This window comes from Brevibacillus soli (assembly GCF_044759095.2).
Classification (GTDB): domain Bacteria; phylum Bacillota; class Bacilli; order Brevibacillales; family Brevibacillaceae; genus JBIYSM02.
In genome coordinates this window covers 80762-93514 of record NZ_JBIYSM020000003.1, presented here as the reverse complement: position 1 = coordinate 93514, position 12753 = coordinate 80762, and the positions used below count along the sequence as shown (strand labels likewise).

Annotated in this window: 12 protein-coding genes; 2 read left to right on the top strand and 10 right to left on the bottom strand. The window is 53.4% G+C overall.

Annotation, left to right across the window (positions count from 1 at the left end; genetic code table 11):
• Positions 1–72: 72 nt before the first annotated feature.
• On the bottom strand, positions 73–1185 hold the full coding sequence (gene citZ, locus ACE99V_RS02135) for a citrate synthase (RefSeq protein WP_400489492.1): 1113 nt from the start codon (positions 1183–1185) through the stop codon (positions 73–75).
• A gap of 362 nt (positions 1186–1547) precedes the next feature.
• Here citZ and ytvI point away from each other — a divergent pair, with 362 nt between their 5' ends.
• Positions 1548–2699: a sporulation integral membrane protein YtvI gene (ytvI, locus tag ACE99V_RS02130; RefSeq protein ID WP_400489491.1), complete on the top strand. Its 1152-nt coding sequence runs from the start codon at positions 1548–1550 to the stop codon at positions 2697–2699.
• On the opposite strand, the gene ACE99V_RS02125 is transcribed toward ytvI, so the two are convergent.
• Together ACE99V_RS02125 and ACE99V_RS02120 are read right to left on the bottom strand one after the other, a co-directional pair.
• The gene (locus ACE99V_RS02125) at positions 2696–3091 is read right to left on the bottom strand and encodes an FxsA family protein (protein WP_400489490.1); all 396 of its coding nucleotides are present in this window, start codon (positions 3089–3091) and stop codon (positions 2696–2698) included. The genes ytvI and ACE99V_RS02125 overlap by 4 nt on opposite strands.
• Position 3092: 1 nt before the next feature.
• Positions 3093–3548, bottom strand: coding sequence for an acyl-CoA thioesterase (locus ACE99V_RS02120; RefSeq protein WP_400489489.1), 456 nt, complete (start codon positions 3546–3548; stop codon positions 3093–3095).
• Positions 3549–3632: 84 nt separating this feature from the next.
• On the opposite strand from ACE99V_RS02120, the gene ACE99V_RS02115 reads away from it, so the two are divergent.
• Positions 3633–4385 (top strand): NUDIX domain-containing protein, encoded by a 753-nt coding sequence (locus ACE99V_RS02115; protein ID WP_400489488.1) that lies wholly within the window; start codon positions 3633–3635, stop codon positions 4383–4385.
• Between the two features lie 42 nt (positions 4386–4427).
• Here ACE99V_RS02115 and nrdJ read toward each other — a convergent pair whose 3' ends face one another.
• The 7 genes from nrdJ to ACE99V_RS02080 all read right to left on the bottom strand — a co-directional run bounded on the left by nrdJ (position 4428) and on the right by ACE99V_RS02080 (position 12740).
• Positions 4428–6683 (bottom strand): ribonucleoside-triphosphate reductase, adenosylcobalamin-dependent, encoded by a 2256-nt coding sequence (gene nrdJ, locus ACE99V_RS02110; RefSeq protein ID WP_400489487.1) that lies wholly within the window; start codon positions 6681–6683, stop codon positions 4428–4430.
• 168 nt (positions 6684–6851) lie between these two features.
• Positions 6852–8606 carry a pyruvate kinase gene (gene pyk, locus ACE99V_RS02105; protein ID WP_400489486.1) on the bottom strand — a complete coding sequence of 585 codons (1755 nt, stop codon included), beginning with the start codon at positions 8604–8606 and terminating at the stop codon, positions 6852–6854.
• A gap of 38 nt (positions 8607–8644) precedes the next feature.
• Positions 8645–9604: a 6-phosphofructokinase gene (pfkA, locus tag ACE99V_RS02100; protein ID WP_400489485.1), complete on the bottom strand. Its 960-nt coding sequence runs from the start codon at positions 9602–9604 to the stop codon at positions 8645–8647.
• 292 nt (positions 9605–9896) lie between these two features.
• The gene (gene accA / locus ACE99V_RS02095; protein WP_400489484.1) at positions 9897–10853 is read right to left on the bottom strand and encodes an acetyl-CoA carboxylase carboxyl transferase subunit alpha; all 957 of its coding nucleotides are present in this window, start codon (positions 10851–10853) and stop codon (positions 9897–9899) included.
• 3 nt (positions 10854–10856) lie between these two features.
• Positions 10857–11744 carry an acetyl-CoA carboxylase, carboxyltransferase subunit beta gene (gene accD / locus ACE99V_RS02090; RefSeq protein WP_400489483.1) on the bottom strand — a complete coding sequence of 296 codons (888 nt, stop codon included), beginning with the start codon at positions 11742–11744 and terminating at the stop codon, positions 10857–10859.
• A gap of 22 nt (positions 11745–11766) precedes the next feature.
• Positions 11767–11949, bottom strand: coding sequence for a glutamate decarboxylase (locus ACE99V_RS02085; RefSeq protein WP_400489482.1), 183 nt, complete (start codon positions 11947–11949; stop codon positions 11767–11769).
• 119 nt (positions 11950–12068) lie between these two features.
• Positions 12069–12740 carry a FadR/GntR family transcriptional regulator gene (locus tag ACE99V_RS02080; protein ID WP_400489481.1) on the bottom strand — a complete coding sequence of 224 codons (672 nt, stop codon included), beginning with the start codon at positions 12738–12740 and terminating at the stop codon, positions 12069–12071.
• Between the last annotated feature and the right edge of the window lie 13 nt (positions 12741–12753).

Genomic DNA, 12753 nt, shown 5'->3' with positions numbered 1-12753 from the left:
GGTAATATTTCCAGACGTACGAGAACTACCACATGGCGTGGTAGTTCTCAACCGTTCAGATATACTGAAGGTTTAACGTCGGTCGATCGGCACGTAGTGTTGGTTGACGGGTCCGATGTAGTCTGCGCGCGGACGGATCAGACGGTTGTTTTCGTACTGCTCCATAATGTGCGCTGTCCAACCGGACATCCGGCTGATCGCGAAGATCGGCGTGAACAGGTCGCTTTCCAATCCCAGCGCGATGTAAACGGATGCGGAGTAGAAGTCGACGTTCGGCTTCAATCCTTTTTCACCTGTAACCATTTCCTCGATTTTCACGGACATCTCATACAGCTCAGGGCGTCCGATTTGGGCAGTCAGTTCCTTGGACATTTGACGGAGCCACTTGGCACGCGGGTCGCCGTCTTTGTATACGCGGTGTCCAAAGCCCATGATTTTTTCCTTGTTGTCCAACTTTTTGCGAATGTACGGCACGACATTTTCCATGGAGCCGATTTCCTGCAGCATGGATGCCACCGCTTCATTCGCCCCGCCGTGCAGAGGTCCTTTCAGCGTTCCGATGGCGGAGACGATGCCGGAGTAAATGTCTGTGAGGGTTGCCACCGTTACGCGTGCAGCAAAGGTGGACGCGTTGAACTCATGGTCAGCATGGAGGATCAAGGCAACGTCAAACGCTTTTACAGCCGTTTCTGTCGGCTCTTGACCGGTCAGCATGTACAGGAAGTTCTTCGCAATGCTGTAAGACGGATTGGGTGCAACCGGCTCAAGACCTTTGCGGATACGGGCAAAAGCCGCCACCAGCGTAGGGGTTTGCGCCATCAGACGAACCGATTTGCGGTAGTTTGCTTCCGGAGACATGTCTTGCGCCTCCGCATCGTAGAGCGCTAACGAAGAGACAGCTGTACGTAAAGCCGCCATCGGGTGCACGCCTTGCGGGTAGCTTCGAATACTGTCGATTACTTCTTTTGGTACTGCTGCGTTTTCACCCAGTTGTTTTTTCAGGGCTTCCAGCTGATCGCGCTTCGGTAGCGCTCCATGCCAGAGTAGGTATACCACTTCTTCAAAGGTAGCGTTTTCAGCCAATTCATCGATGTTGATTCCGCCGTAGCAAAGAACGCCGTCCACGATCGAACAGATCGACGATTGAGCGGCAACAACGCCTTCCAGTCCGCGAGTAGCAGTCATGAAACTCTCTCCTTTTCACGTAGTCTCTATGAAATTGTGGCGGCAGTCTTTCTTTTTACTACCATCCTCCAAAAAAAAGTGAGTGCCATTAAAGGCGTTCTGAACAAACATTCGCCCTTCAGCAAAAGGAAAGAGGAAGGAACCAGGGGGTTTCACCTTGCGATGGCAATAAAAAGAAAGGAACCATATTTCGACAACAATTATAAAAGATTATTGAGAATTTGTGAATGAAAAAAAGTGCATACAGTGAAAAGGTATTTCTTCTGGTGAAACTTGCTAGGTATCGTTACCATACTGCATAATAGTTACAAATCAGTTTTTTTCTTGCCCGATCACTCGCAAAAAAAGAAAGGAGAGCCGATGTGAACAGGGAAAACTGGGTTGAACGGCTGTTCCAGATTGTATCGGTTTTGTTGAGAGTGGCCCGTTTTATCTGGGTCTGTCTGCTCCTGTATTTGGCCTACCGCTTGTTTCTCTTTGCAACACCTTTACTTTACCCATTTTTTATCTCCTTACTCATCGCCCTCATGATCAACCGGCCGGTTACCTATCTCTCCGAAAAGTCAAAAATCCCGCGCTGGCTATCGGTCACCATCGCGTTGATCGCCTTGCTCGCCTTTTCCGGGGGATTGGTTACGTTGATCGTTGCCTCAACCGTCATCGAAATCGGAGAATTGATAACCAGATTGCCTGTATTTATGGCAGAATTGGCCAGCTATCTGCAGCGAACCATTTCTCAGGATTTCCTGCTGGGGCTGTACAATCAGATTGAGCTCTTCTATACCCAACTGGATTCCAACTATCAGGACAAAATCAACGATACGGTGGGAAAAGGCATTACAAGCATCACACAAGCGGGACAAAATCTGGTTCTCGGCTTTTTGGAAGGGATCAAAAACATACTCATCTCTCTGCCGAATCTGGCCACGGTACTGGTGATCTCCCTCTTGGGCGCATTCTTTATCTCCAAAGACTTCTACCTCTGGGAGACTCGTCTGCGCCGGGTGCTGCCCCGGGGTGTCAACAGTCGAATGGACACCATTCTGATCGACCTGCGAAACGCCCTGTTCGGCTTTGTCAAGGCTCAGCTCACGTTGATCTCGCTGACCGCTGCCATCGTCATCGTCGGTCTTTTGATCCTTCGCGTGGAGTATGCCGTGACGATCGGCCTCATCACCGGACTGGTTGACCTGCTGCCGTATCTGGGAACCGGAACGGTTTTCATCCCCTGGATCATCTATTCGTTTTTCAAGGGCAACTACAGCCTGGTGATCGGTTTGTCCATTTTGTACGGCATCGTCATCATCTTTCGTCAGATCATGGAACCGAAAGTGGTGGCGGAAAACGTGGGTCTGGATCCGCTGCTGACGCTGGTAGCCCTGTTTGTGGGGCTTCAGCTGTTCGGCTTCCTCGGATTGATTGTCGGTCCGGTGACACTCGTCATTATCAATGCCCTGGTGAAGGCCAATGTGTTTGAGGACGTCTGGAAATACATCAGGGGCAGGGAGGCCTAACGCCGGAAAAAGATCTGGATACGCCCGGACGAAATCATCGACCAGAGCCATTTTTTCAGGAAGTGACGGATGATCATCCGGGTGTAGGGAATCAGCATCAGAAACCCGGTCAGGTCGGTGATAAACCCGGGCGTCAAGAGCAGTACGGCGCCCACCAGCACCAGCGCGCCATCGATCAGTGCGTCGGTCGGCATCTGGCCGCGGGAAAGCTGGACCTGCAGCAGACGAAGGACCTGCAGCCCCTGCTGTTTGGCCAGCCAGGCGCCAATCAAGCCGCTCAAGATCACCAAAGCTACGGTATTCCAACCGCCGATCACTTTTCCGATCGAAATGAGTCCCCACAGTTCAACGGCGGGGATCACGATAAACAAGATCACGAGAATGCGGAACACGCTACTCACTCCCCTCATCGTGGCGATTCTGCGTCGAACTTTGGGCTTCCAGCCAGGCGTATATTTCCGGCTCCAGCCGGGACAAGCGGATCGGTTTTAATGCTGCGTTGGTAAACACGTGCATGGTTCTTCCAAAAACCAGCAGTTGTTCGTCTGCCACACGGTACACCTCATAGGCGTACGTCAGGCGAACCGGCGTGATATCCGCGATCCAGGTGCGAATGTCCACCAGGTCATCGTACAAGGCAGGCTGTTTGAACGAGACGTTTGCCTCTGCCACGGGAAGGAGGATGCCTTTTTTCTCCAAATCTCTGTAGCGAAAGCCTGCTTGCCGGAAAAACTCAGTCCTCCCTACCTCAAACCAGTTGAGGTAGTTGGCGTGATACACGACGCCCATCTGGTCGGTCTCGCTGTACCTGACCCGGATCTGGGTGGAATAAATCGTTGGTGTGCTCACGGTATCGCTCCTTTCTCTGAAATCATTGTATCATAGCAAAGAAAAATGTACCGTATCTGGAAAGTACGACTGGAGGGGAGAATCATGATCTATCGGAGAAAGGTATACAAGCTGATTCCAGAAAAGTTTGACGAGTTTAATCGGTTCTTTCATACCTACCTGCTTCCGAACCAACGGAAGCACGGCGCCAGGCTGGTGGGACGCTGGGTAACGGAAGAGAAGAACGAAGTAATTGCCATATGGGAATACACCAGCTATGACGAGTACATCAGGATTGAAGAAGCGGTCCGAAACGACGAACTTCATCGGCTTGCCCAAGAAAAGCGCAAGGAGATGGGACAGCTGTATGTAGAGAGCAAACAAGATTTTCTTGAACCAACAGGCTTGTATCATCCCCCCAAACATATCGTAGCCGTATTTGGCTATATCACCAATCATGCCGGAGAAGTGTTGATTGTAAAAACCTATCATCGTTCCGATACCTGGGAGCTTCCGGGAGGACAAGTAGAAGCGAATGAGACACTGACTGAGGCGCTAAAAAGGGAAATTAAAGAGGAGACGGGAATTGAAGTCGAACTACACGGCCTGACGGGTGTATACCACAACGTGAGCAGCGGCATTGTTGCCATTGGTTATTATGGAGTGGCAATCAGCGGCCAGCTTACTACGTCTGATGAGACGAAAGAAGTTCGCTTTGTAAAGTTGGATTCTGGCAATGCCGCAACCTACTTCACGAGATCACATTTTCTTACGCGTGCGTTGGATGCAATCAAGGGAGGATCAGTCTACTATGAAGCGTATCGGGTGAACCCCAGCCACATGCTGGAACGATTGTAGCGAACGAAAAAGGACGGGGCACAAATGGCTCCGTCCTTTTTCTTATCGTATCGGGCACACTCCCGCCTCGCACGCATCAGCTGTCTCCAAATCAGCGTCCTCCCCTTTTTCAAACTGCTGGAGGATCGCCGGATCAAACGGCTTCATTGAGGCTTTCAGGGCTTCGTACTGCTCTTTGGTGCACGCTTCGTACGGTGCCAGCTGATAGGTTCCGCCGTCCAATTGCAGGAACGAGACGCCGACGAAATTGTCCCATCCCTCGTAGACGATGGACTCCACCTCATCCCATTCGTTGGGACGAACGGTAATCGTGTTGGAGGAATTGTGCTCCGTGTATTCTTTTTGGAAGCGGAAATACGTTTCAAACTGACGTTTGGCGTTGACTTCGTTCTTGGTTTCCTTGGCGCCGGAAGCAACCGGAAAGTCGATCACGAGCGTTCGCGCATTGGCCATTCGCTCCTCGTGGGTATCGCCGGGGGTACCTACCTCCGGATGAACCGTCCAGCCCAAAGCTTGTACCGCTTTTGCCAATGGGTCGGCGGCATTGATGCGGATGCGGCGGATGTAGTACGGCGAATGAGACCAGTGCAGCCCGCTGGAAACGCCGCCTGCCACTTGAGAGAGCGTTCCCTCCGGTTTCACCGTGGTCACGAGCAGCGGAGCGTTCACTCGCAGCTGGTACGCGTAGCGGTCCGCTTCCTCGCGGGCAGTCTTGCCGAGCAGGGAAAGCAGCTCCACTTCCTGCTCCTCCGTGTAATTGAGCGCGGCCAGTGCGTCCTTGACGCCGGTAAGAGACGTCCCCAGCAATCTGTCGCGCTGCTGAACCACGTCCCAGTGAGGCAGCTCCAGTGTGACCAGTGTCATGCGCAGGCCTGCGCGTGCCGATTTCCGCTGCGCATCCAAAAGGCCGTCCACATCCAGGTACTTGGAGCCGTCCGGACTTGTCTTTACAAACTGAACGAGGTTGACCGTCGTCAAGTTGCAAACGCCATAGGAATCGAGGAGAATCTCCGCGCAGGGATTGAGCCCTTCCGCATTGGGGCGGCGGCGATTCGCTTCTTCCAGGTTGATGAAGCCCGGTTCCCCTTCCAGCTGCATCATGGTAAAGACCAAGTGCAGGAATTCCCGGGAAGGCTTTTTCGTAAAGGCAATCGAGTTGTTGGACATGCGCCGGTGATCCAGACCGAATCGGCCGTCCCCTACTTTTTGGATCGTGTCGAACCAGGCCGGTTTCCGGTCTCCCAGAAGCTCGCCCACTTTTTTGTGGTGGGCCAGTTGCTGATCCGACCAAAAGCCATTAATGCCGTATTTGGCAAGCATGCACTCATAGTCGTCAGCGTCAAAGAGAAAAATTTCCGCTGTCCGGCGCACCCCGCCAACAACGACGTTGGCCCCGATCAGGTTTCCGATGTCCAGGATGTGAATCGGGCGAACCCGTCCGTACCCATTCGCGTCCGTCTCAATCGGCGCGAGATACGGATCAATCTGGTTTTTCAGCACCTTGTCGATTCCCTCGAACATCTCGCGGAGAGGCTCATGTCCGCTGGCGGTGCCGCCGAACGTTTTCAGTCTCTCTCCTTTGGGACGCACGCTGTTGTAGGAGATTTTCACGGTGTGGATGTGCTCGTACTCTTTTTGCGTCAGGATCTGCAGATAGAGGCGCAGCGATTCAACCCAGCCCTCTTTGCTGTCCCCTACATAGATTTTGGCGAATCCGTTTTCCAGTACTTTCAGCTCGGAACGCTCCAGGCGCTGATGCTTCGGCAACGGCTTGTATTCGGACGAGAGAAGTGTCACATTGGTGCGGATCGGTGACAGTCCTTTGGCCATTTCTTTGGTGCACTTGAAACCCACGCCTGTGCCCACGAGAAGCATGTAGAAAAGATCGCCCAAATCGTCCCACGAAGTAATGTTGAGGAAGGAGCAGTTAAAGTTGGCCAGCGGATATTTGTCCGCAACGCCGTTCTCTGCGCCGCCAACCCACAACGTCCGGCCGGACAGAAACTGACGCAGGTTAAACATGTTGTCAAACAGGCCTTCTGCTTCTTTCGTCAATTCGTCCAAATCCGGTCTCAGACCGATCTTCTCCATGTGCTGGTAAGCCAACTTAATGTTGAAATCTACTGCGCGACGGCAGGTTTCTTTCCAGGTTTCCCGTCGTCCTTTTTCAGGCAGATAACGGGAGTATGTGCGATAGTATACGAACTGCCCCAATGGATTCATATGTGGCGGAAAATCAGGATACTGATTCATAAACTCATCGCGTAAAAAAGTAGTTCGGGTCGCGAGTTGCAACATCTGTTTCCCTCCTTTCACTCTCTACCTCTAGTTAACTCTTTTTTCCTGTAAAACACAAGCGAATTATTCAACATATTGTGTTTAATATTTTTCGACAACACCATATATAGTATTGACAACAAAAAAGACGGAGGCATCCTCCGCCTTTTCCTGCTATCATCTATCAGCTTACAGCACCCGGGCATGTCCGGTATAAATGTGGCCCCGTTCGGAATCGACCGTTACGGTGATGCCGTCTTGCAGAACCTCGGTGGCGCGATGCACCCCTACGATGACGGGAACATTGAGATTGAGTCCAACGATCGCAGCGTGAGAGGTCAAGCCTCCCTCTTCCGTAATGACGGCTCCGGCGCGTTCAAATGCCTGAATCATGTCAGAATCCGTGCCAATCGTGACGAGAATCGCTCCGTCTTCCATCTTCGCCATCGCTTCTTCCGTAGAGCGGGCGATCACGACCTTGCCGGTGACCACTTTGCGCCCGATTCCCTGTCCTTTGGCAATGATGTCGCCGATCACATGGATTTTCATCAGGTTGGTCGTGCCTACTTCGCGTACCGGCACGCCAGCCGTAATGATCACCAGATCCCCATGGCGAACATAGCCTGCTTTTAACGACTCCTGTACGGAGAGATCGAGCATCTCGTCGGTAGTATGCGCGATCGCTCCCAGCACGGGATACACACCGTTTACCAAGGCGAGACGGCGCATCACGCCTTTGTGCGGCGTCACAGCAACGATCGGCGCCTTCGGCCGGTACTTGGACACCATCCGCGCCGTGTGACCGCTTTCGGTAGCCGTAATAATGGCCGTTGCGTCCAGATCAAGCGCCGCATTGGCTACGGCTTGACTGATCGCATCCGTAATCGTCACCTGCTTTTGCAGCGCATGGACCTGTAATATTTCGCGGTAGTTCAGCTCCTGCTCCGCTCTGACGGCGATGCGGTTCATCGTCTCTACCGATTCCACCGGATACTTGCCCGCAGCCGTTTCCCCGGAGAGCATGATCGCATCCGTACCGTCAAAAATGGCATTGGCTACGTCACTTGCCTCGGCCCGGGTCGGACGGGGGTTTCGCTGCATGGAATCAAGCATTTGCGTCGCTGTAATAACCGGTTTGCCCAATTCATTGCACTTTTTGATCAGCTTTTTCTGGACGAGCGGAACTTCTTCCGCCGGAATCTCTACACCCAGATCACCGCGGGCCACCATCAGTCCGTCGGCGACAGCGAGAATTTCGTCGACGTTGTCCACGCCTTCCTCGTTCTCGATTTTGGCAATGATGTCAATGCGGGCCCCATGCCGCTCCAGAATCTGCCGAATTTCCAGGATGTCAGAGGCCTTGCGTACGAATGAGGCAGCAATGAAATCCACTTCCTGCATAATCCCGAACTCGATGTCCTGCGCGTCCTTTTCCGTAATCCCCGGCAAATTGATTTTCACGCCCGGCACGTTGACTCCTTTTTTGCTCTTCAAGGTGCCGCCGTTTTTTATCCGGCAGACGATGTCGTTGCCTTCAATCGCTTCTACGGTAAGCCCGATCAGTCCGTCGTCGATCAGGATGGTGTTGCCCACACGGACGTCCTGCGGCAAACTGGCGTACGTGATGGACACCCGTTCTGCGGTCCCCTGCACCTCCTCCGTCGTCAGGGTAATCATGTTGCCCTCTATGAGATCTACGGCGTCAAACGCAAGCGTACCGGTGCGAATTTCCGGCCCCTTGGTATCGAGCAGAATGGCTACCTGTCTTCCCGTCTCCCGGCAGGCTTGCCGGATATTTGCGATTCTGGCCGCGTGCTCATCATGAGAGCCGTGGGAAAAATTCAAACGAGCCACGTTCATGCCGGCTTCAATCAGCTTTTTCAGCGTCTCCACCGATTCGCTGGCCGGCCCAATGGTACATACGATTTTTGCCTTCCGCAACAAAATAAGTCCCTCCCCAAAATGTACCTGACACAAAATGTCTAGATCGACAATGTACGTGCAAGCTGATATACGGACAAATCGAGCTTGTGCTTCTGAGCCAAGGCTTCGTCGAAATCGACGTCGACGATTTGGTTATTCTGTATGCCCACCATGCGGTCCTTTTTGCCGGCAAGCAGCAGGTCAACCGCCGCTGCTCCCATGCGGCTGGCCAGCATGCGATCGAACGCCGTCGGTGAACCGCCGCGCTGAATATGTCCCAGAACGGTAACACGCGTCTCCCAACCGGTCAGCCGTTTGATTTCTTCGGCATAGGTGGCGGCGCTGCCGACCCCTTCCGCGACGATGATGATCGAGTGCTTTTTGCCGCGGCGGTGTCCGGCATGCAAACGCTCCACGATATCGTCCATATCCTGTTCCGCTTCCGGGATGATGATGGACTCTGCCCCGGCAGCAAGACCCGCCCAGAGGGCAAGGTCGCCCGCATCCCGTCCCATCACTTCAATGATGTATGTACGCTCATGGGACGTAGCCGTGTCCCGGATTTTATCGATCGCTTCCACGATCGTGTTTAAAGCCGTGTCGAACCCGATGGTAAAATCGGTGCAGGGAATGTCGTTGTCGATCGTGCCGGGCACCCCGATCGTCGGGAAGCCTTTCTCCGTCAGCTTCTGTGCCCCGCGAAACGAGCCGTCCCCGCCGATGACGATCAAGCCCTCAATGCCGTGTTTGTGCAGCTGTTCCACCGCTTTTTGCTGCCCCGCCTCCGTCTTGAATTCCTCGCTTCTCGCCGTGTAGAGGATGGTCCCACCGCGGTGGATGATGTCACCTACGGAACCGAGCGTCATCTCCTTGATGTCGCCTTCCATCAAACCCGTATAACCATGGTAAACCCCGTACATTTGCACGCCGTGATAGGCGGCCCGACGAACGGCAGCCCGCACGGCAGCATTCATGCCAGGCGAATCTCCTCCACTGGTCAAAACAGCAATTTTCTGCATGGTCCCCCCACCTCTCCATTCTTTCTTTCGCCAGAGTCGTTTTTCTCATTTTTTAGCATGTCTTTGAAAAGCAAACAGTATGTACCATAACCGTTTTGATACATGCTGTTATAGTGACTGGTTCATATCTGTTATACTCTCTCGATTATTCTGCCATACTGTTTGAAAGATCTGACAAATCATGAATTCCGATTACGATTGTAGCAGATTTTCGCACCGGAAAAAAGCGAAAAAACTCACCTGTCTTACGTTGGCGCTGCGCCGGGCAAGGCCAATAAGAAAACCTCCCCGACTAGAGGGAGGCGTATTCACCGATCTGTTTAAATTTCTCGTAACGATCCTGTATCAGTTCTTCCCGGTTCAACTTCCGCAGCTGTTCCAGTCCTTCCAGCAGCTTCGCTTTGACCAGTTGGGCCTGCAGCACGACATCGCGATGAGCTCCGCCAAACGGCTCGTCAATAATGCCGTCAATAACGCCCAGCTCCAGCAGGTCCGGAGCGGTAATTTTCATCGTCTCCGCTGCACGCATCGCCAGGCTGGCATCTCTCCATAAAATAGCGGCTGCACTTTCCGGAGCGATCACGGAGTAATAGGAATTCTCCAGCATGTACACGCGGTTGCCCATTCCAATCGCCAGTGCACCGCCGCTTCCGCCTTCCCCGATCACGACGCAAAGAATGGGAACCCCAAACGTCGCCATCTCGCGTAAATTGCGCGCAATCGCCTCGCTCTGCCCCCGCTCCTCGGCTGCTTTGCCCGGATAAGCACCGGCGGTATTGATAAAGCAGATAATCGGGCGTCCAAACTTATCCGCCTGCTGCATCAAACGCAAGGCCTTCCGATACCCTTCCGGATGCGCCATGCCGAAGTTTCGTCTGATGTTGTCTTTCGTGTCTTTTCCCTTTTGATGACCGATCACCGTAACCGGCTGACCGTCGAGGGTGGCAATTCCGCCTACGATCGCCAAATCGTCACGAAACAAGCGATCGCCGTGCACCTCGATAAAATCAGAAAAAATGTGTTGAATATAGTCCAGTGTGGTCGGACGCTCAGGGTGACGGGAGAGCTGGACCCGCTGCCAGGGCGTGAGGTTGCCGTATATCTGCTGCGCCAGGTCCTTCGCTTTTTGTTCCAGGCGCATCACTTCTTCGGAGAAGTCAATCCCTTTTTCTTCCGTAAATCTGCGGAGCTCCTTGATCTTGTCCTGAAGTTCCACCAATGGTTTTTCAAACGGTAACTCGCCTGCCATACCTTACACTCCCTCCCCCATTACATGCATCTCCACCAGCTTGGAGAGTGTGGCCCGCATGTCTTTCCGGTGCACAACCTTGTCGAGTTGTCCATGTTCCAGCAAGAATTCTGCGGTTTGAAAGTCTTTTGGCAGCTCTTGACGAATCGTCTGTTCTATTACACGCCGGCCGGCAAAGCCGATCATGGCTCCCGGCTCGGCAATGTTGTAGTCGCCCAGAGAGGCAAAGCTGGCAGATACGCCGCCGTATGTAGGGTTGGTCAGTACCGAGATGAACAAGAGGCGCTCCCGATCCAGACGGGCTAGAGCCGCGCTGGTTTTCGCCATCTGCATCAAACTGAGGACGCCTTCCTGCATCCGAGCTCCCCCGGAGGCGGAGAAGAGGATAAACGGCAGCTTTCGTTCAACAGCCCGCTCAATTGCCCGGGTAATTTTTTCACCGACAACCGAGCCCATGCTGGCCATGCGGAAGCGGGAATCCATCACGCCGATCACGATTCGGTTTCCGCCCAGAAGCCCCTCGCCGGTAATCACCGCTTCGTTGAGATTGGTGGATTTCTTATCCTGCTCCAGCTTCTCCAGATAGCCGGGGAAGCCAAGCGGATTCGCCGTAATCAAATCGGCATCAAACTCTTCGCGCAACGCTCCGTCATCGAGGAGAGATTGAATGCGCTCCGGAGCCGACATGGGGAAATGGTATCCGCAGCCTTTACAGACGCGCAGGTTTTTCTCCAGGTCCTTGGAGTAGTGAATCGTACCGCAGTGCGTGCATTTATTCATAAGCCCTTCGGGGACTTCTTTCGGCTCAATGGTCGGAGCTGGTACGCGCCCTAACGTCTCCGCCGGGAGTGTGGCAAATTTACGCTTTTTACCGAAAAGATCCTTGAGCACAGTAACACCTCACTTTTTCCCTTCAGTGAAGGATGGAGCCGAGCACCTCTTGCACCTCGTGAACTTCACTTTCAGGTACAAGGATTTCATACTGTTTGGAGACCTTCGCCTCGCGAACTTTTACCAGGAATCCTTCTTCTGTTAATCGTTGCTGAATACGTTCCGCAATTTTTTCACTGGGAGCGATGTAGATGACCGTCCACATGCTGGCTTCCTCCTTAACTAACTCCGATAGAGGCTGACATTTCCGCTCATCATATCACAGCGTCAACGGTCGCCGCAAACGCATGCAGGAAGTCCGGCTGAACGAACGATTCTCCCTTGTTACAGCTTGCTGTTTTCCAAATGCTCCCGCATCCGCTCCACGGCGGTCGCCTCGTCTCCCTGACGGATCGCTTCCATGATCTGTCTGTGTTCGTCCAATGCCGCCCGCGCTCTTCCTTCGCGCGAAAGCGACTCGCTCCGCACGCTTTCGCTGTATTCGACCAGCGGAGCCCATATGCGGTGGAGAATGGAGTTGCGGCTGGACCTGCAGATGACACGGTGGAACAGATAGTCTTCTTCCGTGGGAACTTCCCCTTTTTCCACTCGTTCCGTGGCGGATGCCAATATTCGTTCCATCTCTTCAAAATGCTTGCTCGTCGCCCGCCTGCAGGCCAGTCTTACCGCATCCAGCTCCAATATCTTGCGCATCTCAATCAGGTCTTTTTTTGTTTTGTAGTCCCGCAGGATAAAAAAACCAAGAATGTCGATCAGGCGGTTGTGCCGATAATGTTTCAAAAAGGTGCCTTCCCCGCGGCGGGTCTCGATCAGCCCGAGGAGTTCCAGCGCGCGCAGAGCCTCGCGGACAGAGGAACGGCCGGCTCCCAGCTGTTCGGACAGTTCGCGCTCGGAAGGAAGCTTGTCGCCCGGGCGCAAGTTGTTGTTCTGCACGATTTCATGAATTTGCAGCAAAATGCCCTCGTACACTTTCCTCTCTTGCGCAGAATCGAGCACAACGGACCCTCCT

Coding starts and splice junctions, on each gene's coding strand:
- pfkA (WP_400489485.1), bottom strand. CDS start 9,604: ATGCAGAAAATTGCTGTTTTGACCAGTGGAGGAGATTCGCCTGGCATG.
- ACE99V_RS02115 (WP_400489488.1), top strand. CDS start 3,633: ATGATCTATCGGAGAAAGGTATACAAGCTGATTCCAGAAAAGTTTGAC.
- nrdJ (WP_400489487.1), bottom strand. CDS start 6,683: ATGTTGCAACTCGCGACCCGAACTACTTTTTTACGCGATGAGTTTATG.
- accA (WP_400489484.1), bottom strand. CDS start 10,853: ATGGCAGGCGAGTTACCGTTTGAAAAACCATTGGTGGAACTTCAGGAC.
- citZ (WP_400489492.1), bottom strand. CDS start 1,185: ATGACTGCTACTCGCGGACTGGAAGGCGTTGTTGCCGCTCAATCGTCG.
- ACE99V_RS02085 (WP_400489482.1), bottom strand. CDS start 11,949: ATGTGGACGGTCATCTACATCGCTCCCAGTGAAAAAATTGCGGAACGT.